The 25,918-nt window shown below is 65.0% G+C and carries 17 protein-coding genes and 1 riboswitch; of the genes, 11 read left to right on the top strand and 6 right to left on the bottom strand.

What is annotated here, in order from left to right; genetic code table 11:
- Positions 1-160: 160 nt before the first annotated feature.
- From QMK31_RS16910 to QMK31_RS16900, 3 genes are all read left to right on the top strand, one after another.
- A complete protein-coding gene (locus QMK31_RS16910; RefSeq protein WP_283502116.1) occupies positions 161-5,914 on the top strand; it encodes a peroxidase family protein in 5,754 nt (1,917 codons plus the stop codon).
- 98 nt (positions 5,915-6,012) lie between these two features.
- Positions 6,013-7,701, top strand: coding sequence for a multicopper oxidase family protein (locus QMK31_RS16905; RefSeq protein WP_283502115.1), 1,689 nt, complete (start codon positions 6,013-6,015; stop codon positions 7,699-7,701).
- Positions 7,701-8,693, top strand: a complete 993-nt coding sequence (locus QMK31_RS16900) for a hypothetical protein (RefSeq protein ID WP_283502114.1) — start codon at positions 7,701-7,703, stop codon at positions 8,691-8,693. The genes QMK31_RS16905 and QMK31_RS16900 overlap by 1 nt, the downstream gene beginning before the upstream one ends.
- Here the strand turns inward: QMK31_RS16900 and QMK31_RS16895 are convergent.
- The 4 genes from QMK31_RS16895 to QMK31_RS16880 form a co-directional block, all read right to left on the bottom strand.
- Positions 8,650-9,996: a sensor histidine kinase gene (locus QMK31_RS16895; protein WP_283502113.1), complete on the bottom strand. Its 1,347-nt coding sequence runs from the start codon at positions 9,994-9,996 to the stop codon at positions 8,650-8,652. The genes QMK31_RS16900 and QMK31_RS16895 overlap by 44 nt on opposite strands.
- On the bottom strand, positions 9,989-10,714 hold the full coding sequence (locus QMK31_RS16890; protein ID WP_283502112.1) for a response regulator transcription factor: 726 nt from the start codon (positions 10,712-10,714) through the stop codon (positions 9,989-9,991). Before QMK31_RS16890 ends, QMK31_RS16895 begins: the two co-directional genes overlap by 8 nt.
- 159 nt (positions 10,715-10,873) lie before the next feature.
- Positions 10,874-11,863 carry an AfsR/SARP family transcriptional regulator gene (locus tag QMK31_RS16885; protein ID WP_283502111.1) on the bottom strand — a complete coding sequence of 330 codons (990 nt, stop codon included), beginning with the start codon at positions 11,861-11,863 and terminating at the stop codon, positions 10,874-10,876.
- A 100-nt stretch (positions 11,864-11,963) separates the two neighbouring features.
- The gene (locus QMK31_RS16880) at positions 11,964-12,554 is read right to left on the bottom strand and encodes a hypothetical protein (RefSeq protein ID WP_283502110.1); all 591 of its coding nucleotides are present in this window, start codon (positions 12,552-12,554) and stop codon (positions 11,964-11,966) included.
- Between the two features lie 227 nt (positions 12,555-12,781).
- On the opposite strand from QMK31_RS16880, the gene QMK31_RS16875 reads away from it, so the two are divergent.
- The 7 genes from QMK31_RS16875 (at position 12,782) to QMK31_RS16845 (ending at position 22,522) form a co-directional block, all read left to right on the top strand.
- Entirely contained in the window at positions 12,782-13,879 is a 1,098-nt protein-coding gene (locus QMK31_RS16875; RefSeq protein ID WP_283502109.1) for a LacI family DNA-binding transcriptional regulator, read from the top strand.
- A gap of 311 nt (positions 13,880-14,190) precedes the next feature.
- Entirely contained in the window at positions 14,191-15,702 is a 1,512-nt protein-coding gene (locus tag QMK31_RS16870; RefSeq protein WP_502853488.1) for a glucoamylase family protein, read from the top strand.
- A gap of 239 nt (positions 15,703-15,941) precedes the next feature.
- Positions 15,942-17,597, top strand: coding sequence for an ABC transporter substrate-binding protein (locus tag QMK31_RS16865; RefSeq protein ID WP_283502107.1), 1,656 nt, complete (start codon positions 15,942-15,944; stop codon positions 17,595-17,597).
- Positions 17,598-17,747: 150 nt separating this feature from the next.
- Complete coding sequence (locus QMK31_RS16860) at positions 17,748-18,728, top strand: ABC transporter permease (protein ID WP_283502106.1); 981 nt, start codon at positions 17,748-17,750, stop codon at positions 18,726-18,728.
- Entirely contained in the window at positions 18,725-19,669 is a 945-nt protein-coding gene (locus QMK31_RS16855; protein ID WP_283502105.1) for an ABC transporter permease, read from the top strand. The genes QMK31_RS16860 and QMK31_RS16855 overlap by 4 nt, the downstream gene beginning before the upstream one ends.
- Entirely contained in the window at positions 19,666-21,330 is a 1,665-nt protein-coding gene (locus QMK31_RS16850; protein WP_283502104.1) for an ABC transporter ATP-binding protein, read from the top strand. Before QMK31_RS16855 ends, QMK31_RS16850 begins: the two co-directional genes overlap by 4 nt.
- Positions 21,331-21,349: 19 nt before the next feature.
- Positions 21,350-22,522: a glycoside hydrolase family 1 protein gene (locus tag QMK31_RS16845; protein WP_283502103.1), complete on the top strand. Its 1,173-nt coding sequence runs from the start codon at positions 21,350-21,352 to the stop codon at positions 22,520-22,522.
- Between the two features lie 13 nt (positions 22,523-22,535).
- On the opposite strand, the gene thiC is transcribed toward QMK31_RS16845, so the two are convergent.
- A complete protein-coding gene (thiC, locus tag QMK31_RS16840; RefSeq protein ID WP_283502102.1) occupies positions 22,536-24,206 on the bottom strand; it encodes a phosphomethylpyrimidine synthase ThiC in 1,671 nt (556 codons plus the stop codon).
- Positions 24,201-24,308, bottom strand: a riboswitch (TPP riboswitch). (Overlaps the previous gene by 6 nt.)
- Before the next feature lie 19 nt (positions 24,309-24,327).
- A complete protein-coding gene (locus tag QMK31_RS16835) occupies positions 24,328-25,191 on the bottom strand; it encodes a helix-turn-helix transcriptional regulator (RefSeq protein ID WP_283502101.1) in 864 nt (287 codons plus the stop codon).
- 113 nt (positions 25,192-25,304) lie between these two features.
- Here QMK31_RS16835 and hxlB point away from each other — a divergent pair, with 113 nt between their 5' ends.
- Positions 25,305-25,886 carry a 6-phospho-3-hexuloisomerase gene (gene hxlB / locus QMK31_RS16830; protein WP_283502100.1) on the top strand — a complete coding sequence of 194 codons (582 nt, stop codon included), beginning with the start codon at positions 25,305-25,307 and terminating at the stop codon, positions 25,884-25,886.
- Positions 25,887-25,918: the final 32 nt, after the last annotated feature.

Raw genomic sequence — 25,918 nt, 5'->3', positions numbered from 1 at the left:
ATCGCACTCTTACAGCATTCGCTCACCCTGAAGAGATAGGTGCGTCATGAGCAGGTTCGAAGGCAAAGGAATTGTTCGCAGCAGTCGCAGTACAACCGGGATGCGAGGTAGTCCCCCTTCTCCGGACAGTGGCAGACCGCGGAAAGTCTTCGGAAAGCCCATGCGCATGCTGGCGGCTGGCATGGCCGCCGTGCTCTATGCGGGGCTGGGCCTCTCGGCCGCACTCCCGGCCCAGGCGGCGGTTGCCCCGGTCGGCCAGGGCTTCGCGGTTACCGCCTCGGATCTCGCCTACATTCTCAAGCAGATCAAGATCGCCGAAGCCCACGTGGCCAATACCACCTCGGCGACCGGCCCCTGCGGTGCGCTCGTCGGCACCGGTGCTAACCAAATTGCCAGCCCGCTGCTCTCGCTCGGACTGCGCACGGTCGACGGTTCCTGCAACAACCTGCAGCCCGGCCAGGAGACCTTCGGCGCGGCAGACCAAGTGTTCCCGCGGCTGACGACGACATCGTTCCGCGACGCTGACCCGGTGCTTCCGGGCTTCGGGCCAACCGGCCCCTCGTCGTACCAGCAGAAGAGCGGCAACGTCTTCGACGCCGACCCCCGCATCGTCAGCAACTTGATCGTAGACCAGACCTCCACGAACCCTTCGGCCATCGCGGCAGCCGGATTCCCCGTGCGTGCTCAGGGCGGCGAAAGCGTCGTGCCCTGCACGACTGACCCGACGCCGGCCCAGCCCGCAGGCGTGCCCGCTGGCTGCGTGCCGGCTGGCCAGACCCTGTTCATTCCTAATGTCACTACGGATGTCGGCCTCTCGCCGCCGTATAACTCCCTGTTCACCCTGTTCGGTCAGTTCTTCGACCACGGCGTTGACCAGACCGTAAAGGGCGGCGGAACCGTCTTCGTGCCGCTCAAGTCTGATGACCCGCTCCGGGTCGCCGGTCCGGACGGCATCGTCGGTAACGGCGACGAAGTTCCGGCCAACCAGGCGTTCATGGTGCTCACCCGTGGGCAGAATCAGCCAGGTGCCGATGGCGCCCTCGGTACAGCGGATGACGTCCAGGACGCGGTCAACACCGACTCACCCTGGGTCGATCAGAGCCAGACCTATACCTCGCACGCCTCGCACCAGTTGTTCCTGCGCGAGTATGTCAACAACTCGGCTGGCTTTCCGGTCTCGACCGGCAAGCTGCTCGGCGGTCCCGCCGGCCCGACGGCTGGTGGCATGGCTACCTGGGCCACCACCAAGGCTCAGGCGGCTAGCCTTCTCGGGCTCCTTCTCGAAGACAAGGACGTGCTCAACGTTCCGCAGATGGCTGTTGACGCTTATGGCAAGTTCATCCCGGGGCCAGATCGCAACCTGCCGATGTACGTCACAGCGACCGGAATGGTCGAAGGCAATATCAGCGCCCCGGTGCCCGTGCCGAGCAACGTGCTCTACTTCGACACTCCGTTCCTAACCGACATCGCGCACAATGCCGAGCCGAAGACGGGACTTTCGCCTGACCTCAACAACACCGCCAGTGCCGACTTCGCCAACCAGCCCGCCGGTACCTACGACGATGAAATGCTCAACGCGCACTTCATCGCAGGGGATGGACGGGTCAACGAGAACATTGGCCTCACCGCGGTTCACCAGATTTTCCACTCCGAGCACGACCGTCTCGTTGCTGACATCGAGAACACCCTCACCAACGACACGTCAGCCAAAGGCATCGCGGCCCTGGCCGAGTGGAAGCTGGCTGGCGGAGCAGACGGCTGGAACGGTGAGCGCATCTTCCAGGCGGCTCGCTTCATCACAGAAATGGAATACCAGCACCTCGTCTTTGAGGAGTTTGCGCGCAAGGTTCAGCCGGGGATCAACCCCTTCCAGCCGTTTGCGTTCACTCAGACCGAGATCAACCCGGCCATCAAGGCCGAGTTCGCTCACGCGGTGTATCGCTTCGGTCACTCCATGTTGACCGAGACGATCTCGCGTACGAACGAGGACCGGGTCGGCGCCGATGGTGTCTACGGAACTTCCGACGACATCCTTGGGAGCAAGAACGACGTGTCATTGCTCGACGGTTTCCTGAACCCACCGTCGTACACCGATGGCGGTCCGGCCGGTGAGTTGACCTCCGAACAGGCGGCCAGCAGCGTGATCATGGGCATGTCCGATCAGGTCGCAAACGAACTCGATGAGTTTGTCACCGACACCCTGCGCAACAACCTGCTCGGTCTTCCCCTGGACCTTGCGGCGATCAACATGACGCGCGCTCGCTCGGAGGGCATCTCGACGCTCAACGTTCTTCGCCGGGAGCTGTTCAACTCGACGAATGATGGCGCGCTCAAGCCGTACATCAGCTGGGTCGACTTTGGTGAAAACCTCAAGAACCCCACCTCGCTGGTCAACTTTGTCGCTGCGTACGGGCAGCACCCGTCGATCACCGGAGAGGGCACCATGGCGGGAAAGCGTGAGGCCGCACGGCTGATCGTTGCCCCCAATGTGCTGGCTGGCGAGGTTTCACCCGCCGATGCTGCAGCGTTCATGAACAGCACCGATGCGTATGCCAACACCGGAACCCACTCGGTCACTGGAGTCGATGACATCGACCTGTGGGTTGGTGGCCTCGCCGAGGTGACGACACCGTTCGGCGGTCTGTTGGGAACCACGTTCAACTACGTGTTTGAGAACCAGCTGACTGAACTGCAGAACGGTGACCGCCTGTACTACCTGGCGCGCACACCCGGCATGAATCTGCGCACCCAGCTCGAGGGCAACTCGTTCGCCGAGATGATCATGCGCAACACCCCCGCCCATACCCTGAAGGCCGATGCGTTTGCGACTGCTGATTGCAAGTTCGAGTTGAAGAATTTGGCTGGAACGGCCGCGGGCTATGCAACCTTCGGCAACACGGTCGCAAATGACGTGAACTCGGACTGTGACGAAACGGCACTGCTGATTCGTATGCCCGACGGCACCATTAAATACCGCGCCCGCAACAGCCTCGACCCGGCCGGTATCAATGGCCAGAGCGTCTACAACGGCGCTCTCGGAGTCAACCGGATGTTCGGCGGCAACGATAACGACACCTTCTGGGGTGGTGCCGGTAACGACATCATCGAGGGTGGTGGCGGTGCCGACGTCGCACTCGGTGGCGAAGGCAACGACATCCTCACCGACCTTGGGGGCGATGATGTGTCCAAGGGCGGTCCCGGCAACGACGCGATCAACGCCGGTCCGGGTCTTGACATCGTCATGGGTGGCGAGGGCAATGACTTCACCAACGGTGGAGCCAATGCCAACGTGACCTTCGGTGGAGCCGGTGACGACTTCATCATTCTGGGCGAGGGCATCGATGAAGCCCTCGGAGACAGTGGCGACGACTGGGAGGAGGGCGGCGATCAGCCAGACCTATTGATCGGAGATAGCAGCAACCTGTTCTTCCTGGATGACTCCCAGAAGCCCGGTTCCGATATCCTCATCGGCCAGGGCGGTGACGACGACTACGACATGGAGGGCGGCGATGACGTCGGTCTTGCTGGCCCCGGAATCGAAAAGGTCGCCGGCGGTTCTGGCTATGACTGGGAGATCGGCCTTGGAGACCCGCAGCCACAGGATGCGGACCTCGCGCTGCCATTCCCGGCGCTAGGTGTCCTTCAGGTTGGAGTTCGCGACAAGTTCAACGAGGCTGAGGCGCTCTCTGGCGCAAACCTCAATGACATCCTTCGTGGCGACGACGTTGTTCCCAGTGCCGTTGGCGGTGGTGGCTTCATCGGGTGTGACGTGCTGGATCAGGACGGCCTTAACCGGATTGACGGTCTGGACGCTTTGGTACCACCACTGGCCACTCCGTTGAGTGCGGTCGTCGCGCAGTCGGCATCGAATGATTGCCCGATTCTCACTGGCGCCAACGTCTGGGGTGATGGCAACATCCTCCTGGGTGGCGGCGGCAGCGACCTGATCGAGGGCCGTGGCGCCGATGACATCATCGACGGTGACGCCTACCTCAATGTGCGACTGAGCGTTCGGACTAATCCGAGCGACCCGGCGACCGAGATTGGTAGTGCCAGCGTCGAGAATGCGGGGCAGACCGCCATGGCGAGCCAGTACCTGCGCGATGGCGCCGGTAACCTCACCGGTCAGACACTGCAGGAAGCGGTCTTTGCGGGAGTTGTCGACCCCGGCAACATCGTCACAGTCCGCGAAATCCTGTCCGGATCTGGCGGCACCGACACCGCACAGTTCTCAGGTTTGACCAGCGATTACGAGGTCACCACCACCGGTGGCGACGGCACTCTCGGTTCGGCGGGATCGACCACCACGGTTCTCGACAACCGCGGTACCGATGGCACTGACACCCTGCGCAACGTCGAACGCCTGCAGTTCAGCGACACCGTAGCCCCGGGAACCCCGACCGCCGTCAACGCAGTTGCCGGTAATGGGCAGGCCACCGTTGATTGGATCGCATCACTGACCGGCATCCCCACCAGCTTCTCGGTGAAGGTGCTCGATTCGGCCGGAGCACAGGTGGGCGCCCTGCGCACCGCCGCCGGCACCGCGTTCAACCTGGTTGTCACCGGGCTGACCAACGGTTCCAGCTACACCTTCCAGGTTTCGGCGACCAACGCGGAGGGAACGAGCGCATTCTCGGCTTCGTCCAACGCGGTGACTCCGTCGGCTCCCGTGGTGCAGGTGGTCGCTGGCGCTCCGACGATCGGAACCCCGGTCGCTGGTAACGCTCAGGTGACCGTCAATTGGACGGCCCCCGCACCGGTGGCCAACCAGGCACCGATCACCGGCTACCGCGTTCGCACCTTTGTCGGCGCGAGCACCACTGCAACCCGCACCTCGAATGTCGCCAGCCAGTCATCCGTGACTATCACGGTACTGACCAACGGAACGGGGTACACCTTCGATGTCGCCGCGATCAACGCGGTCGGCACCGGACCTGCCTCGGCTCGTTCGGTAGTGGTCACGCCGACAGCCCCGGTAGTGCAGGTGGTCGCTGGCGCTCCAGTGATCGGAACCCCGGTCGCTGGAAACGCCTCGGCGACTGTGAACTGGGCCGCCCCGGCGCCGGTGGCCAACCAGGCGCCGATCACCGGCTACCGGGTTCGCACCTTCATCGGAGCGGGCGCGACGGCCACGGGTACCACGACGGTGGCTAACGTCACCAGCGCGGTGATCGGGTCGCTCACGAATGGAACCGGATACACCTTCGATGTCGCCGCGATCAACGCAGTCGGTACCGGAGCGGCATCCGCTCGTTCGGCGGTTGTCACACCGCGTACGGACTTCGTGCTTCCCACGGTGACCGCACGCACACCGGCAGCCGATGCTCGCTCGATCAGCCAGACCGGCAACCTGACGGCGACGTTCAGCGAACCGGTCACCGGGGTCAGCGGCACGACGTTCGTGTTGCGGCGCGGTACCACGGTGATTGCAGCCGTGGTTTCGTACAACGCCACGACACGAGTCGCGACTCTGAACCCGAGTGTGACACTGCTCACCGACCGCACCTACACGGCCACGCTCTCGGGCATCCGTGACGCGGCCGGCAACACGATGGCGACGAGCACCTGGTCGTTCATCACCGGTCCGGCACCGACGATCACCACGAGGACTCCCGCAGCGGGAGCCACCGCGGTGCGCCGGAACGCCAACGTGACCGCGACCTTCAGTGAAGACATCACCGGAGTCAGCGCGACCACGGTTCGGATCACCCGGGTCTCCACCGGGGCGGTCGTCACATCGGCAGCGGCGTTCAACGCCACCACCAACGTGCTGACGATCAACCCCTCGGTGACCCTGACCTCGAACGTGCAGTACCGGGTGACCATTACCGGTGGCAACACGAGCGTTCGAGATCTGATCGGAAACCCCCTGGTGACGAGTACGTGGACCTTCACGACCGGCACCGTGCTCTAAGAAACACCTGATCCGCTTCACCCGGCCGGTGACTTGATCCAGTCGCCGGCCGGTCCCACCAGCACCACCACACACGCACAAAGCCTTGAGGAGAGGTCATGACATCACGCAGGGAAGTTCTCCAGTTCGGTGCCTTTGGAGCGCTCGGTCTGGCCGGCATGGGAGGCAACGACGATGTCGTTCCGACCGTGCCACTGCTCACCCAGAGCCTGCTCGCCCCTCAGAACATGCCCGTGCCATACGCCGGCGTCTTTCGTCGCCCGCCGGTACTCGCTCCGTTCCAAACCGGATTCGATGACGGAGACCCCGACCGCCCGTTCGCCCGGTACGCACTCACCGAAAAACTCGGCCAGGCGCAGTTCGTGCCTGGCCTGTCGACCACGATCGCCGGGTACAACGGTATCTTCCCAGGGCCGACGATTCGGGCGGTGCAGGGCACGAGGTGCGAGGTGCGCATTCGCAACGCGCTGCCGGCCAAGGGCCTGCTGCACACCAACGCCTTCCGCACCGTGACCCACCTGCACGGCTCAGCATCCCTGCCGCAGTACGACGGCTATGCCCACGACTTCACTGCCCCCGGCGGCGTGAAAACCTACCACTACCCGAACTGGCAGACCGCGCGAACCCTGTGGTACCACGACCACAACCACCACCTCACCGCCCAAAATGTCTACTCGGGTCTGGCTGCGTTTTATCCCCTCTCGGACGACTATGAGCGTGGGCAGCTGCCCCAGGGTGAGTTCGACGTGCCGCTGATGATCTCCGATGCCATGTTCAATGCGGACGGGTCGCTCGGCTACAACGACCGCCTGCACGTCGGCCTCTACGGCGATATCATCCTGGTCAACGGCGTGCCCTGGCCGACCATGAAGGTCAAGCCGCGCATCTATCGGTTTCGGGTGCTGGTGGCCTCAATCTCCCGTTCCTACCGCCCGACCCTGTCGACCGGCGACCCGATGTATGTGGTCGGCACTGATGCTGGCATGACCCCGATCGTGCAGGCGGTCAGCTCCTGGCGGCACGGTACCGCCGAGCGCTACGAGATTCTGGTCGACTTTCGCAAGTATCGGGTCGGACAGAAAATTGACCTAAAAAATCTGAGTAACAAAAACAACGTCAATTTTGCAAATACCGGCAAGATCATGCGATTCGAAGTCGTTGCCGATTCCGGGTCGAACTTGGGCAGCATCTCGTCGATTCCGGCGACGCTCGATGACGGTGGCTCGGTCCACCCTCACCTGGGCGGTATCGCCACGATGAGCCTCACCCCCGACATGGCAAAGGTCAAGAGGCAGCTCAAGGTGGAGAAAGTGAACGGCGTCTGGAAAATCAACGGCACGACCTGGGATGACGTCGCGGCCTCCCGATTCACCAAACTGTTTGGTAATCCGCAGCCCTACGACGTCGAACAGTGGACCATCACCAACGCTTCCGGCGGCTGGTTCCACCCGGTGCACATTCACCTGATCGACGCCAAGATCATCGGCCGCAATACCAACGGCGGCAAGCCGTTCGCTTGGGAAAACGGACCGAAGGACGTCTTCTATGCGGGTGAAAATGAGTCGATCACGGCGCTGATGCAGTTCGACACCGGGCGGGACGCCGGCGGCCGCTACATGATCCACTGCCACAACCTCGTGCACGAAGACCACGACATGATGGTGCAGTTTGCGGTCGGTGACTATCGGGTGAACGACCCGATCACCTCCGACCCAGCTTATGCGGACACCATGTCGATGGATGCCTACCCCCCGGTGTATCTGCCGGGGCTGCCAGCGGGTACCTGATGTACCACGCCGATCGCCCGACCCCGGCGGTAGTGCTGTTCGCCCTGCTCAGTTCTGGACTGCTGGGTTGTGCTCTTCTGAGCGGCTGCACCGCGGGGGCGTTGGCCCCCGCTTCGGCAACTCCCACGAGCGCCATTGCCCTCGTATCCGACGCAGGAACCAGCGATATTGGCAACGGTCGACCGACCGTGAGCTACGACGGACCCTTAGTGCAGCGCCGGGTCGTGCTCGCCGTCACGACAGCAGCGGATGCCGCTGCGTCGGTCATGCGCTTCGATCTGGAGGAGCGTGCTCACGCCGCCGGGGTCACCCTGGAGGACATCTCTCCCGATGTGCTTCCGGCCGGTGTGCTCGAACAAGCTGTACCGCAGCTGACTCTGCTGCTGCCGACGGGGGTTTCGGAGGTGGAGGCGCGCGCCCTCATCGAGGAGAAAACGGGGTCGAACTCGCCCGCGCAGTATTTTGTGCTGACCGTGCTCGTGCACGACCTCGTCTTCGCGGTGGCTGCCGCCGATCCGCCAACGTTGGCCGATGCGATTGCGCGGGAAGGCATCCTCTCTGATGCGCTGGGCAATTACGACGCCACGCTGGGTGCCGACACCCTGGGCGTGACCTATCTGGGAACGTTGTTGGGCGACGAGGTGGTCGACTCGGTGCGCAGCGCGATCGCGCGCCCGGCCGGCACCACGCCCATGCGAGTGTCGGTGACCGCAGGGACCCCCGGCCAGGCGGGCGTTGACGTTGCCGCCGAACCGATCCCGAAACCGGTGGTGCTGGCAGGCGGGGCCTCGCACGAGGCGGTGAGCGATTCAACGGGGCCTGTCTCTGGCGCTGACCCGTCACCGTTTGCCCCCTGGCTCGGCTACGGCATGGGCCTCGCGGCAGTGGTGAGCGTGACAGTGGCGCTCGCCGGGTGGAGCCCGTTCCAACGACGGCGCCGGCGTCTGGCTAGCGTATTCGAACGGGGGCAACCCGATCGAGAGTGGCCATGACCGAGGTGCCGCCGCCCATCCAGGAGCGCACCTCGAGGGATCCTCCGGCGACCTGAATGGTGTCGCGCATAATGCGCAGCCCCAGATGGTGGTCGGGGGCATCCGCAGACAAATCAAACCCGCAGCCGTTGTCGTGAATCAGCAGGATCGTGCGGTCGTCATCCTGCATCAGTGTGAGTTCGAGGACGCCAGCCTTGGCATGCTTCATGGTGTTGACGAGCACCTCGCGGGCCACCCGGTAGAACATGGCGGCACGATCACGGTCGAGGTCGCAGTCGGCTGGAATATGAAGTTTGACGTCGATGCCCTGCTCGATCAGCGGTGCGGTCAGCCGAGTCAAAGCGGCGGGCAGACCGAGTTCATCGAGGTCGGGAGGGTACAGCTCGGTGGTCATGGCGCGCAGGGTTTGCACGTTTTTTTGCAGGATCGCCTTGGCCTGGCCGAACAGCGCCCGGTTCTCCGGCGCCGAATGCCGTTCTTCGGCCTCAAGGGCGTAGGACAGCCCGGCAAGATCCTGGATGACATCGTCGTGCAGGTCGCGGGCGATGCGCTGCCGCTCCAGGTCGGACGCGTCGACGGCATGCTGAAGTAGTTGGCGCTTGGTCGATTGGTGGCCCTGAATGCGCCGCGCCAGTTGTACCGCCGGAAACAGCTGGGCCAGTTGCAAGGCACCGAGGGACAGCAGGAACGCGGGGATGAGGCCGACTACGAGAGCGTTCTGTTCGTCTCGAACCGCGTCGTCGTTGAAGTAGGCCTCGAAGATGAGTGAGTCGCCGCTCGACGATGAAGCGCGCACGTAGACCTCGACCAGCTCGCCGGACTCGGTCTCGTTCTCGTCGCCGGGATCGTTCTGCACCCCCAGGGATGCTCGCCCCTTACCGCCCGCGAGCAGCTCGGGCGCCCAGGACGGAAGCGTGAAGACCTGGCCGACCAGCTCCGGGAGGTCGGAGTACACAATGCGGCCGGAGGGATCCCACACCTTGACGCGCACTATGGATCCGTCTGAGATGCGGGGGGCTAATCGTTCGTCCAGCCGCAGGGTCGAGCCTGGGTCACCCGCGAGGAGGGCCTCGGAGAGGAGAGGCCCGACGGAGTAGTCGGCAAGGCGTTGGGCGTGCTGAATAGCGTTGTCCATGGCGTTACGCTCGGAGAGTTCGCGCACCCAGAGGGCGGCCGGTACCGCTACGAAGACCATCGCGACTATACCCACGGCCAGAAAACGGCCGACCGCGGCGCGAACCTCGGACCGCTCGGTGGATCGGGCTCGGTCGAGGCTGCTGGGCTTCGCCGCGGGTTTAGACATGCTGGGCCGGCACCAAACCGAGTCGGGTCGCAATCACCACGGCTTCGAGTTGAGAGTGGGCGCCGAGCTTGCCGAGGATCGCCTTGACGTAGCCGCGACAGGTGTTCTCGGAAATACCGAGAACCTTGGCATTGGCTCGCACGTCGGAGCCCTCGCCCATGAGCCGGAGAACGGCGAGCTCACGCTTGGTGAGGTCGGGAAACGGAATTTCTTCGCTGCGCTGCCGACGCCGTGCGCTCAGCAGGCTCACCAGCGACGGATGCACGATGAAACCACCAATGCGTGCGTGCCGCAGCGTATCGAGCACCGTTGCGAGGGAGCCGTCCTTGGGCAGGAACGCGCAGACGCCGATGGCAGCGGCCTGCTCCAGGGCTTCCAGGGCCGGGTCGCCGGTGAGAATAACAATGCGGGTGTGTGGCGCTCGAGCGAGAATCGCGGTGGCCGCGACGAGGCCGCTGCCGTCGGGCAGGTGGTAGTCCATGACGACGACGTCGGGGACCAGATCCAAACAGGCGGCGATGCCGCTGGCCACACTGTTGGCAGAGCCAACGCTGCACAGGTCGGGTTCACGATTGAGGGAACCGGTGAGGAGTTCGGCAAAGGTGGTGTGATCGTCGACGATGAGAATACGAATCTGCTCGGTCGTTGACCCGGGCAATGACGCGGTCGCTGTTGTTCCGTGCACACCGGGTTCGCTAGGGAACATCTGGGTGGTCATTTGCGGCTACCTCTCTGCCCGTTCCCAAGCCTCGAAGTTGACGGACAGCACGGCCCTGTTCGAGCTGCAGAGACCAGTATCAGTACAACATGAGGATCTGTCGAGTACTGTCTCTTTTTTCCCCCATGTGGTATAGGCGCGGGCGGGCGAGTTGCCAGCTCAGGCGCGAGCGACGACGCGTCGCAAAAATGACGTAACAACATCAGTAGCCTCCCTGAGGGAATCCGCGACCAGCTCTGGTCGCATAGAAGTAGTGGCGGGGCGGGAAGCTGGCCCGCTCGCCGGCGAAACTCGGAGTTGATCGTGCAGCATGAGCAAGGCGGAGAGCACGTCGGCCAGGTCGCCGTCCCCGTCGGCCGTCGCGTGCAGCAGGCGAAGCTGGGCGGCCCGCAGAATCGAGCCGGGAGAGCAGCCCAACTCGTTTTGCATCGCGTGGCGACACCGGTCGTAGGCCTGCAGGCCTTCGGCGTGACGCCCGCTCGTCTCGAGTCCGAGAATAAGGGCCGTCCAGGCTCGTTCATTCAGCGGTTCGTCGGCCAGCGCCAGATTCGCGAACTCGAGGGCATCATCGATACGGTGCAACGCCGCGGCGGTCTCCGACGCGAGGATGCGGGCGCTGGTGAGGCGGGCGGCGTGCAGATCGCGGGCTTCTGCTGCCCAGGCGGGCACGAGTTCGTCGCCGAGCAGCGGTGCTGTCGCGAGGTCGAGGGCGCGCAGCAGCAAAGGGTAGGCGAGGCCAGGAATGGTCTTCTGGGCTCGTTGTAGCAAAACGTCGAACTGGTCGAGGTCGGTATCGACCAGGTTGCGGTCGAGAACGTAGCCGCCGGTCCTGGTCTGGAGCGGGCCGAATTTTCCTTCGCCGGGCTGCAGGTGGCGGCGCAGCACGCTCACGTAGCTTTCGAGGGTGGGCAATGCTTCGACCGGCGCGCTTGCACCCCAGAGCAATTCGATCAGGCGGTCCTTGGAAACGGGTAGCCCGAGGTTCACGAGCAGGATCTCAAAGATCTGGCGGGGTTTGGGGCCACCCAGCTGATGGCCGTGCAGCATGACCGGCCCGCGTCGAATGGTCAGGTTACCGAAAACGTGCACGGTCAGGTGAGCCATGGTCGTGATCGTTGGCTGTTCTTGAGTGTCGAATCCGGTTGTCATGACGACCTCCACTGTTGGAATGCGACCATGGTGCCCGGTTGTTCCGAGCCGGGGTAGCCGCGTGTGGAGTAGCCAATTACCCCCAATTTCGGGGGACGAGTCAGGGCGCGGTGTGGTGGGCGGTGCCGAGTGACAACCGCGCCCCCTGCGGGCCGTCGAGAACCAGTGCGATCGCCTGATTCGGGATTTCGAAAATCAGCGTCGCCAGAACGGATGCCCCGGCCGGCGCAACTTGCCGTCCCGGGTCGACCCAGAGCGCTGTGGCACGGGAGCCGAGGCCCGACAATGAGTAGTCGGCGGCGTCGAAAGTGAGGCCGACGGCATCCGTTGTGGTGAGCTCGAGCAGGATGCGCACGCGGTGGGCACCCGGCTGGGCGGGGCCGGCGAGGCGGTCGGCCGAGCGAGGCGGCACCCAACCGTCGGATTCGAGCGGTATGACCGCGCTGATGCGGGCGAGCCCGCCGGGAACGGCGGCCGTCTCTCCGAGCGGAGTACTCGGCTTCGTGCCGGTGAGGAGCAGCACGACAGCCAGGGCGGCCATCACGAGCCAGGCGATGGCCAGCACAATCAGGATCGTGCGGCGGCGCTGGACCAGGGAGCGCTTGGTGCCCGGCCGAGTCTGTTGGGTGGTCTCTGGGTGCTCGCCATCGTCGGGGCGCACCAGGCGCAGCGTGCCGTTTGCGGGGGTCATGGCGGAATTCTGGTGCCGGCACCATGGGAAAACCCTGCTGCTGCCCGGGCGAGCGCTCACGACGATCGGAGCGTCCCCGCTGTCCCCGCTGGATCTGGACGGGGCCTGGGCCCGAGCCCGGGCCCAGGTTCTATCATGGGCCCACGGACGGGGCCCGGGCCCCGTCCGAAATAGTGCGGGCGTTAGAATGTGGAACACAGCGCGCGAGCGATCACCGGAGGGGCACCGTGGCCAAAGCATCGACCGTGTACGACGTGGCTGCCCACGCCGGGGTGTCTATTGCGACCGTCTCCCGGGTGCTTCGTCGTCCGGCGGATGTACGCGCATCCACTCGCGAAAAGGTGCTCGCTTCGGTCTGGGAGCTCGGCTATGTACCGAGCGCGAACGCGCGCGGACTCGCAGCGAGGCGCACGGGCGTGCTCGGGCTGTACTTTCCGAACCTCGACGCCATGGAAGAGCTCGACGACGCCGAGTTTCACGGGTCTGGACTGGTCGAGGTGGTGCGGGACATGCCCGACTCTGGCCTCGTGCGTCCGCCCAACCTGTACTTCGATGAGGTGCTCCGCGGCAGCGAACTTGAGGCTTGGCGCCAGGGGTTCGCGCTCATGGTCGGTGTCGGTCGAGGTGCCTTTCCGGCTGACATGGTCAACGACATTGCCGGTCGCGTCGACGGCATGGCCGTACTCGCGCAGAGTGTGCCCGACGCTGTGCTGGAGCACGTGTCGCGGCGCATTCCGATCGTGCTGATCGCCGGACCGCGCCGCGGTGACGACTACGACCACGTGAGTGTGAGCAATGCTGCGGGCATGGACGCGCTGACGACCCACTTGCTCGACGTGAAGGGAGTGACCAACTTCGCCTATCTGGCCGGCCCGGAGGATTCCCCCGACGGCGCCGAGCGGTTCGACGGATTTCGACGGGCGCTCGAAAACCGGGGCCTCGACCCCGATGCCAGCCCGGTCTTGCGCGGTGGATTCTCCCGCCAGCGCGGGCGTGAGGTGACGACGGAGCTCGTGAACACCGGCATGCTGCCGCGCGCGCTGATCTGCGCCAACGATCAAATGGCCCTCGGCGCGCTCGACGTGCTGCGCGCCCACGGTGTCGGTGTGCCGAGTGATGTCATCGTGACCGGATTCGACGGCATCGAGGCCGGCAGCACCGCGTCGCCGCGGCTTACCACCGTTCGCCAGCCCATGGTCGATCTCGGCCGTGCGGCGATGCGGGCGATGCTGAGCCGGTTGGAGGATCCCAAGCAACCGCCGATCTCGCTGCGTCTGCCGGTCAAGGTGCTGCTGCGCGAGAGCTCCGAGGGACCCCCGTCTTAAGCGGATGAGCCGCCGCGCGCGCCCCTTGCGCCCGGACGGTGAGTAGTGCTTCGAGACCGCGGGATTGCACTTTTGCGTATTTCTGCGAGTGCGTCGGACTGCCCGACACAAATGGCCGGAGGCGGCTCGCGGGCGTCGGCATCCGCTTGAAACGCTTGCCTCGCTCGTTGTATGCGCTTACACTCGATCCTCGAGGCGCCATGCAGGTATCCATTGCCCGCGCCGAAGCGAAGCTACCGAGGGTCAACGACGACACGAAGGATATTGCTGTGAAACGAACACCGAGAATACTGGCGCTGACGGGCGCACTGATGACGGGCGCGCTGGTGACCGGCACCCTGCTCGTCGCGCCGAGCGCCCTTGCCGCCCCAGGGCACGGTCCGCAGGGCAACGACAAGGTGCTGCGCGGGTACGCCGTCGACACCTGGAAGTCGCTCGCCGCGATGACCGACCCAGCCACCGGCCTGCCAGCCGACAAGCTCTCCGGTGACCTGTCGGTGGCGAGCGAGAACACGAGTCCCACCAACATCGGCGGCTACCTCTGGTCGACGGTTTCGGCGCGCGACCTGGGAATCATCAGCAAGAAGGAGGCCTACAAGCGCCTGAAGACCACCCTGAAAACCCTCTCGACTCTCGAGCGACACGAACCCAGTGGCATGTACTACAACTGGTACTCGCCGCTCGACGGGCACAAGCTCGTGACCTGGCCTGACAGTGGCGACCCGGTTGATCCGTTCCTGAGCACGGTCGACAACGGCTGGCTCGCCGCCGCTTTTCGCATCGTGGCTGAGGCCGAACCCCGACTCGAGAGAACGGCCGACAAGCTGTACGACAGCATGGACTTCGGCTTCTTTCACGACCTCGACGCCCGGCCCGGCGTTGGTCTGAACCGCGGCGGATTCTGGGTGGTACCGCCAGCTGGTTGCAACGTGCCCGGCAACTATGGCGATGACGGCCCGGATGTTTACTACACCTGCCACCATTACGACACGACGGTGAGCGAGGCCCGCATCGCGACCTACCTCGGCATCAGCAAGGGCGAGATTCCGCCGGAGGCCTACTATGGCACCCTGCGCACGATGCCCGACCAGGGCTGCGACTACGCCTGGCAGGAACAGAAGCCCACCGGCGTCACCCGTGAATACCTCGGCGTGCCGGTCTACGAGGGTGTTTACCAGTACCGCGGCATGTCGCTCGTTCCTGCCTGGGGTGGCAGCATGTTCGAGGCGCTGATGCCCGACCTGTTCGTGCCCGAAGCGCAATGGGGCCCGCAGTCCTGGGGTGTGAACCATCCAGCCTCCGTGCGGGCCCAAGTTCTGCACGGCCTCGACGAAGCCCAGTACGGCTACTGGGGCTTCTCCCCGGCCAGCGACCCGTTCGGCGAGTACGCCGAGTACGGTGTCGAGGGCGTCGGCATGTCGACCGACGGTTATCCCTCAGACCGGGAGCGCACCAATGTTGACGCCGGCTACAACGGATGCCGCGAAGCCACCAACCCGACACCGACCTACGGTGACGGCGTGGTTACCCCGCACGCTTCGTTCCTCGCCCTCGCCTATGACAAGAAGGCGGTGCTGGCGAACCTCGCGAACCTCAAAAAGGACTTCGCGTCGTACGGTCCAGGCGGATTTTACGATGCGATCGCGACCCAGAGCGGAACCGTTGCCGACCGGTACCTGTCGCTTGACCAGTCGATGATCATGGCCTCGATTGCGAACAACCTGCTCGCGGACCGTCTCAAGGACTATTTCGTCGACCGACAGTTCGAGACCGCGGTGCGTCCGCTCGTGGCCGCGCAGATCTTCGGGTCGCGCCTGGGGTGAGCGAGGTCTCCGTCGCGTCCGTCGTTTCGGGCCCACCTTATGACCCCGGGCCCAGTCTAGAAACTGGGCCCGGGGACGGGGCCCGGGCCCCGTCCGAAATGGGAGCGGGGCGGGCGGTGTCGCTTGGGGGGAAAGAAAATAGTTGCGGCGGCGGCATGTATGCGCTTACAGTAGGGGTACGCTGCGCCCCCGATGGAGGCGGGGCTGGGGTCAACGACGACACGAAGGACGACACTGCAATGAAGCATTTGAGAGGGCGCAGCACCCGTACCGCACTGGCCGTGATCGGCATTGCCGCCGTGCTGGCGACGAGCGCGTGCAGCATCAACACAGCCAACAACTCCGGCGCCAGTTCGGCGGACGGCTCCATGCTCGTCGCAGCCGACAACGGCTCGCCCACATTCGAGCGCAACTTCAACCCGTTCTCCACGAGCAAACGGGTGACCGCCACCTATATGTACGAGCCGCTGCAGGTGATCAACACCCTCGACGGCGAGGCCACCCCGTTCCTCGCGACCGGGTACACGCAGCCCGACGCGAAGACCGTGGTCTACACGATCCGCACGGGCGTGAAATGGTCAGACGGCGAAGACTTCACCCCCGCCGACGTGGCCTTCACCTTCAACCTGATCAAGGAGACCCCCGCCCTCGACAACAAGGGAATGTGGCAGCACATTGAGAGCCTCGAGGTCGACGGCGACACCGTCGTGTTCCACCTGAGCTCGGAGGACGTGCCGGCCGCCTCGATCATCGACCAGCAGCTCATCGTTCCCGAGCACATCTGGAAGGACGTCGAGGATCCGCTGACGTTCACGAACGAAGACCCGATCGCGACCGGCCCGTACGTGCTCGACACGTTCACGCCGAACGAGTACACCCTGAAGAAGAACGAGGGCTACTGGCAGGCCGACAAGGTCGCCGTGGAGAAACTCGTGCTTCCCGCCGCGAACAGCCAGCTCGACGTCGTCAACAACGGCTACGACTGGGCCTACGCCTTCATCACCGATGTCGACGGCACCTGGGTCAAGGCCGACGAGCAGCACAACAAGTACTGGTTTCCGCCGGGCGGAACCATCGCGCTCGTGCCCAACCTCACCAAGGCGCCCTACAACGACGTGAACTTTCGGCAGGGCCTGAGCCTCGCCCTTGACCGCGACAAGATCGCAACGGATGCCGAGCAAGGCTACGTCGAGGCGGCCGGTCAGTCCGGTTTGTTGCTGCCCAACCAGGACGCCTGGCTCAGCGCCGACCTGCCGAACGGTGGAGAGGTCGCGCAGGATGCGAACGCCGCACTCTCCGCGTTCGAGAAGGCCGGCTACACCATGGACGGCGACAAACTCGTCGACGCGAGCGGTGCCCAGGCGTCGATCAACATCATGACGGCCAACGGCTACACCGACTGGCTGCAAGGCCTGCAGACCGTGCAGTCGCAGCTCGGTGCGATCGGCATCGACGTGAAACTCAGCCAGCCCCAACCGGCCGCGTACTACGAGTCGCTCGGCAACGGCGACTTCGACATGGCAATGACCGGCTTCGGCGGAACGGGCAGCGTCTTCCAGGACATGAATCTGCTGCTCAACAGCGAGTTCGCGACGCCGCTCGGAACGACCACGACCGGCAACTTCGGCCGGTTCAGCAACGCCGACACCGATGCGCTGCTGGCTCGGTTCAAAGCCTCGACCGATGAGGCCGAGCAGAAGACCATCGCCGCCGAGTTGGAGCAGACGGTCTACGACCAGCTTCCCGTGATCAGCATGTTCTACGGCGGGCTCTGGGGCCTGTACAGCGACGCAAATTACACAGGCTGGCCGAGTGCGGACGACCCGTATGCACCGCCGAACACGTACAACTCGACGCCCCTGCTCATTCTGACCAATCTCGAAAAGGCGAAATAGTCCCATCCGTGGCTGAGCCGGTCGAGAGCATGCCCCCTGTGGTCTCGACAGGCTCGACCACCGGGCACGCGGATGCTGACGGCCTTACGACCGCCGCGTTGCGCGGCATCCGTTGTGAGACTGACGGTTCGTAGAAAAAGGAGAGGGATAGTGCGTTTTCTGCTCACGAAGGTCGGTCTGCTGGTGCTCACGCTGTGGGCGGCCATCACGCTGAACTTTCTGCTGCCGCGCCTGATGCCGGGATCCCCGGCCGACGCCGCGATAGCCAAACTGGCCCAGAACGGGCCGGTCAGTAACGCCACGCGGGCCTCGATCGAGGCCCAGCTGGGCGTGCCGACCGGGAGCATGTTCGACCAGTACCTGCAATACCTCGGCAACGTGGCCCAGTTCGACTTTGGTGTCTCGTACACGTTCTTTCCGCAGAGCGTCGCCGGCCTGGTCGGCGCCGCCCTGCCCTGGACCCTCGTGCTCGTCGGCCTCGTCACGATCGTGGCGTTCATCGCCGGCACCCTGCTCGGCGTGCTCGCCGCCTGGAAACGCGGCACCTGGCTCGATACCCTGCCGACCGTCGGCGGAACCTTCGCCAGCGCATTCCCCTATTTCTGGACCGCCCTGCTGCTGCTGTTCTTTCTGGGATACGTTCTGGGCTGGTTTCCCACCAGCGGTGCCTACGGCCGCGGTGCGACCCCTGAATTCACCGGCGCGTTTCTCCTCGACGCGCTCTATCATTCCCTTCTGCCGGCGACCACGATTTTGATCACCTCGCTCGGCGGCTGGATCCTCGGCATGCGCAGCACGATGATCAACACGCTCGGCGATGACTACGTGACCTTTGCGGAAGCCAACGGTCTGCGCCCCCGCACCGTGGCCATCCGCTATGCCGCGCGCAACGCGATTTTGCCCAACCTGACCAGCTTCGGGCTCGCGCTCGGCGGAGTGGTCGGCGGCTCGCTGCTCGTGGAACGCGTGTTCAACTACCCCGGCGTTGGCTACCTGCTCTACACCGCGGTGGTCAACCAGGACTTTCCCCTCATGCAGGGCCTCTTTCTCATCATCACCATCAGCGTGCTGATGGCCAACTTCATTGTCGACATTCTGTACGGCATTCTGGATCCGAGGACGAGACGATGACTCCTTCAACCCCAGACCCGCAGGGCACGCACGCCGTGATGGTCAGGCGCAAACAAGCGGATGTCGCACCAGCGACCAGCGCGCTGCGCGTCGTCTGGCGGGCGGTCGCCACTATCTGGAGCGTTCCGAAGGCGCGCGTCGGCGTCGCCCTGCTCGGCTTCTTCGTGCTGCTCGCTGTCTTCGCGCCGCTTATCGCACCGTACGATCCAAGCGACAACAGCTTCGGTCGCAGCGAGGATTTCAGCGCCGCGCACTGGATGGGCACTACCGCCGCCGGGCAGGACGTGCTCTCGCAGATCATTCACGGCGCGAGCACCTCGGTGTTCGTCGGTTTCGTGGCCGGCTTGCTGTCGACCATCATCGCCGTCACGATCGGCCTCACCTGGGGTTATCTGCGCAACATCACCGGTGACGTGATCAACTTCGTGGTCAACCTGTTTTTAGTCATTCCGGCGCTGCCGCTCATGATCGTGATCGCCGCCTACCTGCAGAACGGCGGCATCGGCATGATCATCTTCGTGGTCGTGATAACCGGCTGGGCCTGGGGCGCCCGGGTGCTGCGCTCGCAGACCCAGTCTCTGCGCAGCCGTGACTTCGTGACGGCGGCCGTGTTCAGCGGCGACGGCCCCGCCCGCATCGTGTTCCGCGAGATTCTGCCGAACATGACCTCACTCATCGTTGGCAGTTTCTTCGGGGCTGCGACGGCCGCTATTCTCGCCGAAGCCGGCCTGGAATTTCTCGGCCTCGGCGACTCCACCACGATCAGCTGGGGCACCATGCTGTTCTGGGCGCAGAACAGCAACGCCCTGCTCACCGGCCAGTGGATTCTGTTGTTCGCGCCCGGCCTGTGCATCTCCCTGCTCGCGACCTCGCTGAGCCTGATCAACTTCGGCGTCGACGGCCTCAGCAATCCGCGCCTGCGCGAAGGAGCAAACCGATGAACGAGCCCCTGCTGAGCGTGCGCGACCTCTCGGTTGTCTACGAACCGCGCGGCGGCGACCCGGTGCCCGCCGTCACCGGCGCGACCTTCGAGCTGCAACAGGGCGACTTCGTCGGGCTGGTCGGGGAGAGCGGGTCGGGCAAATCCACCCTCGGGTTCGCCCTGACCGGGCTGTCGAAACCACCCGCGCGGGTCAGTGCTGGCAGCATCCTCTTTAACGGGGTTGATATCGCAGGGCTCAGCCTGGCCGATCTGCGCGTGCAGCGGCACGGCGGGTTCGCCATGGTGCTGCAGTCGGGAATGAACGCGCTCAACCCGGTGCGCAGCATCCGCAACCATTTCTACGACATCTTCGCCGCGCACGGCCACGTCTCGCGCGCCGACCGGGAAGAGCGTGCCAAGGTGCTGGTCGGCAAGGTCGAACTGCCCTCGAGCGTGCTCGACCGCTTCGCCGGCGAACTCTCCGGCGGAATGCGGCAGCGCGTGTCGATCGCCCTCGCGCTCTCGCTCGAACCCAAGCTGATGATCTTCGACGAGCCGACCACTGCCCTCGACGTGCTCGTGCAGCACGCCGTGATGAACACGATTCGCGAGCTGCAAGCGGCGGAGAAATTCACCGCGGTGCTGATCAGCCACGACCTCGGCATGGTGCTCGAGGTGACCGAACGGGTCATGGTGATGCACGAGGGCCTCATCGTCGAGGACAACACGGCGGCGGCGATTCTGGCCGCGCCGCAGCATCCGTACACTCAGATGCTGCTCAGTCACTACGGCGACCCGCGAGCCGAGGTGGTGGAGGTGCCGGGGCTCGCCGTGCGTGGAACCGCACGAAACGTCTCGAGCCGGGTCGCCAGTCGCGAGGGACGCGCGGCGCGTGAGGCCATCGTGGTGAGCGGGGTCAGCAAGGTGTACCCGCCGCCGCGGCGCGGGGAGAAGCCAGTGCAGGCCGTGAGTAACGTGTCGTTCACCCTCGAGCCGGGCGCCTCGATGGCGCTCGTCGGGGCGAGCGGCAGCGGTAAGAGCACGATCGCCAAGATGATAACCGGCGTCGAACGCCCCACGAGCGGCACCATACGATTCGGCGACCTGCAGGTCGACACCATCAAACGCCGCTCGCTCAAACGGCTGCACACCGAGGTGCAGATGGTCTTTCAAGACCCGTACGCGGCGCTCAACCCGTTGCACACGGTCGAATACATTCTCATGCGGCCCATCCTGAACTTTTCCCAGCGGCGCGGGCAGGATGCCAGACGGCGCATGCTCGAACTGCTCGACACCGTGGGGCTGACCCCGGTCGAACAGTTTGCCGCCCGGTTGCCGCACCAATTGTCGGGCGGACAACGCCAGCGGGTGGTGATCGCCCGGGCGCTCGCGAGCGACCCGCAGGTGATCATCGCCGACGAACCGGTGTCGATGCTCGATGTGTCGCTGCGAGCCGGGCTGCTCGCACTGCTCGACAGCCTGCGCGAAACCTGGGGCGTGAGCATGCTCTACATCACCCATGATCTGCTCAGCGCCCGCCTGGTCACCGACCAGATCATGGTGCTGAATCACGGGGCCGTCGTCGAGGAGGGGGCCACGGCATCCGTTCTACGGAACCCGCAGGATGACTACACGATTCGGTTGCTCGAGGCGATTCCGCACCCGCAAACCGATCGTTAACAACATAGCTAGGAGCACCATGCTGACTTTTCCCGACGGTTTTCTTTGGGGTGCCGCCACGGCCGCGCATCAGGTCGAGGGCAACAACACGAACAACGACTGGTGGGTCAAGGAGCACACGCCGGGAACCGGCATCGTCGAGCCGAGCGGCGATGCGATGGACAGCTACCACCACTATCGAGAAGATATGCGGCTGCTCGCCGGCGCCGGTTTGACCTCGTACCGGTTCAGTCTGGAATGGAGCCGCATCGAGCCAGAGCAAGGCTTCGTCTCGCGCGCTGAGATCGACCACTACCGGCGCATGGTCGACACCGCGCGGGACCTCGGCCTCAACCCGGTCGTGTCGCTGCTGCACTTCACGGTGCCGCAGTGGATGTTTCGTAACGGTTTCTGGCGCAACCCGGCCGCGCCTGACCTGTTCGCGCGCTTCACCGAGGCGGCTCTGCCGATCCTGGCCGAGGTCGACTACGTCTGCACCATCAACGAGCCCAATATCGCGGCGATGCTGGCCGGTGGCGAGACGGCGGCCAACCTCGTCGCGTTCGGCCTGCCCCGCCCCGACCTGCAGGTAGCGGATGCCCTGCTCGCCTCCCACAAGCGCTCACGCGAGGTGCTGCAGTCCGTTTCTGGCCTGCAGAGCGGCTGGACCGTGGCCACCCAGGCCTTCCATTCGACCGGTGAGCCCGGCGCAGACGAGAAACTGCGCGAGTACGCCTATCCGAGCGACGACTGGTACCTCGAGAACGCCCGCGGCGACGATTTCATCGGGGTGCAGGCGTACACGCGCACCTTCATCGGTCCGGACGGGCCGATGAAGGTGCGCGCTGACGTCGAAACCACGCTCACCGGCTGGGAGTATTTTCCGCCCGCGCTCGAACTAGGGGTGCGTGCGGCGTGGGAGCTGACCGAGCACGTGCCGGTGTTCGTGACCGAGAACGGCATCGCGACGGCCGACGACTCCCGCCGCATCGACTACACGGATGGCGCGCTCCGCGGCCTGCACGCGGCGATCGAGGACGGCATCGCGGTGATCGGTTATGAGCACTGGAGCGCCCTCGACAACTACGAGTGGGCGAGCGGGTTCAGGCCGACGTTCGGGCTCATCGCCGTGGACCGCGAGACCTTCGTGCGCACCCCGAAGCCGAGCCTGGCCTGGCTGGGCGGGGTCGCGCGGGCCAACGGTCTCGCGTAGGGCGAGCGGATGCTCAGCGTTCGTCGGCCGTGAGCACCCGGAGCGGCAGGTAGACCGAGCTGCCCATCCGGGTGAACTCGGCCGATTTCTCGGCCATGCCTGCCTCGATCGCCTCGATGCTGGTGAGGCCGTTCTCTGCGGCGTACACCCGCACATCCGCTGAAATGCGCATCGAACAGAACTTGGGTCCGCACATGCTGCAGAAATGAGCGGCCTTGGCGGGGCCGGCCGGAAGCGTCTCGTCGTGAAAGCTCTGCGCGGTGTCCGGGTCGAGTGAGAGCGCGAACTGGTCGGTCCAGCGAAACTCGAAGCGGGCCCGGCTGAGAGCGTCGTCGCGTTCCTGCGCACGCGGGTGCTGCTTGGCCAGGTCGGCGGAGTGGGCGGCGATCTTGTAGGTGATCACACCGGTTTTCACGTCGTCGCGATTGGGCAGGCCGAGGTGCTCTTTGGGGGTGACGTAGCAGAGCATGGCGGTGCCGGCCTGGGCGATGATGGCCGCGCCGATCGCGCTCGTGATGTGATCGTAGGCCGGGGCTATATCGGTCGCGAGCGGGCCGAGCGTGTAGAACGGAGCCTCCTCGCACAGTTCCTCCTCGAGACGTACGTTCTCGACGATCTTGTGCATCGGAACGTGGCCTGGTCCCTCGATCATCACCTGCACGCCGTAGGACTTGGCGACCTTGGTGAGTTCGCCGAGGGTGCGTAGTTCGGCGAACTGGGCCTCGTCGTTGGCATCGGCGATCGAGCCGGGGCGCAGGCCGTCGCCGAGGGAGAACGTCACGTCGTAGCGGCGCAGAATTTCGCACAGCTCCACGAAATGGGTGTATAAAAAGCTCTCCTGGTGGTGCGCGAGGCACCAGGCGGCCATGATCGAGCCGCCACGTGAAACGATGCCGGTGACCCGGTTGGCGGTGAGCGGAACGTAGCGGAGCAAAACTCCCGCGTGCACGGTCATATAGTCAACGCCCTGCTCGCACTGCTCGATCACGGTGTCGCGGTAGATCTCCCAGGTGAGCAGGGCCGGGTCGCCGTTGACCTTCTCGACGGCTTGGTAGAGCGGAACGGTGCCCACCGGAATGGGCGAGTTGCGCATGATCCACTCCCGTGTGAGGTGGATATCTTTGCCCGTCGAGAGGTCCATCAGGGTGTCGGCGCCCCAGCGGGCGGCCCAGACCATCTTCTCGACCTCCTCGGCGATCGAGGAGGTCACGGCGGAATTGCCGATGTTCGCGTTGATTTTCACGGTGAAAGCCTTGCCGATGATCATCGGCTCGCTCTCGGGATGCATTCGGTTGGCCGGGATAACGGCCCGCCCGCGCGCCACCTCGTCGCGCACGAGCTCGACCGAGACGCCCTCGCGCGCCGCGATGTAGGCCATCTCGGGGGTGACTATGCCGGCCCGAGCCCAGACCAGCTGGGTAGCGGCGCCGTCGATGGGCAGCGGATGCTCCCACCCAGACCGCGTCTTCGGCAGCCCCTTCTCGAGATCGATGGTGGCCGCGTCGTCGGTGTACGGCCCTGATGTGTCGTAGAGGTCGAAGTGTTCGCCGTTGCTGAGGTTCACCCGGCGGACCGGAATCTCCAGCCCGGGCCAGGCCGGCACCGGTTCGTAGCGTTTGCTGCTGCCCTGGATCGGGCCCGTGGTGACCGTTTCGAACATGGTTGTTTCGTCAATTGTGCGCATTGGTTTCGAACTTCCTACGCCGGCATTACCCGGACAGGTTCAACGGTCGACGGCCCTGGCCGTCCTCTCAGCTCGCTGGTGCGCGCTCCCGTGGTGGTGTGTGTCTTCTGACTCTCTCACCCTAGCGGGCGAGAGAGGCCAGTTCAGCACGAGTTGAGGCGCCGACCTTGCGCAGCAGGTTGGCGACGTGGAATTTCACCGTGTTCTCGCTGATGGTTAGCGCTTCGGCGATCGCCTTGTTGCGCGCGCCAGAGGCGACGAGTTCGAGCACGCCGCGTTCGCGCGGACTGAGTCCCCAGGCCGCCGCCGTAGAAACGGATGCCGTGGGCGCGTCGAGCGGAAGTGACACCGCCATCTCGGATCCCCAGCCGGCGGTCGCCTCGACGCCGAAGGTTCCGCTGAGCGCGACGACGCGCGTGGCGAGCTGGCGCACGCTCGGCACCTCGGCATCGAGATCGCCCGGTCCGTCGTCGCGAATGCGAATGAGCAGGTTACTGCCGTCGCAGTCCCACTGCACGCGCACTCGGCTGACGCCGGCCTGTTCGACCAGGGCGAGCACGGCGCCGCGCACGATGGCCCTGGCTTCGTGGGCGACCTCGCCGGGTAGTGCGCGCCCGTTGACCGGCGGCTCGATGAACTGCACGTCCAGGTCGCCGAAACGCACGAGCGGGCGTAGGTCGTTCTGGAGGCGTTCGAAGGCGCGGGCCACGGGCTCCTCGGTGAGGCTGCGATCGAGGTCGCTCACCGCGCGCAGGGCGACCATCGCAGCGGCGGCGAGCTCGGTGGCTTTTTGCCTGGCAATGGAGTCGCTCGTGCTGCTCGAGCGCAGCACGGCCAGCAGCGATTCCAACGTCGTCGCGTGCGCGTCGGTGAAGTCGGCGATGAGCTTGGAACGCTCGGCGGCCGCTGTGCGCGCGGTTTGCGCTGTCTGCACGGCCTGCAGGGTCTGCGTGGCCTGAACGGTGGAGTTGACGGGAAAGGTCATGCCGCCAGCCTATCCGAACCATGCTCCGAGCCAACCTATGACCATTCGTTCGGGTAGTTTAACCATTCGTTTGGCGGGCCGCGCACCCGCTCGAAAGAGCGGAGCATTGACCTATGACACAAACGATAACCACCCCGACAACCGCGGATGCCCTCGGCCTCATTTTCGCCGAGAACAGCCGCGTCGTCGACGCGCTGCGGGCATCCGCTGCGTCACTCGATGAGGCGGAGAGTCTGCTCGCCGCGGCACCGCGAGTGTTCGTGCTCGGGGCTGGCCGCTCCGGGCTGGCGCTCAAGATGACCGCGATGCGGCTCATGCACCTCGGTCTCGACGTGCACGTGGTCGGCGAGGTGACCAGCCCGGCGATCGCTGCCGGCGACGTGCTGCTGGTCGCGAGCGGATCCGGCACGACGGGCGCCATCGTGCGTGCCGCCGAGACGGCTCACGGCGTGGGAGCGAGCATTCTGGCGCTGACCACGGCGCCCGAGTCGCCGCTCGGGCGGCTCGCCGCGGTGACCGTGCTCATTCCTGCGGCCGCCAAGCAGGACCACGACGGGCAGGAATCGGCCCAGTATTCGGGCGGCCTGTTCGAACAGTCCGTGATGCTGGTCGGTGACGCCCTGTTCCACACGCTTTGGAGGTTGAGCGGTTCTACGGCCGAACAGCTCTGGCCGCGTCACGCCAACCTCGAATAACGCCTTCCGGGCCCGGGCCCGGCAACACACAA

The organism is Cryobacterium sp. PH31-O1, assembly GCF_030063455.1.
In the GTDB taxonomy this organism is placed as follows: domain Bacteria; phylum Actinomycetota; class Actinomycetes; order Actinomycetales; family Microbacteriaceae; genus Cryobacterium.
Note: the sequence above shows the minus strand (reverse complement) of the source record. Positions and strands in the feature narration are given on the sequence as shown.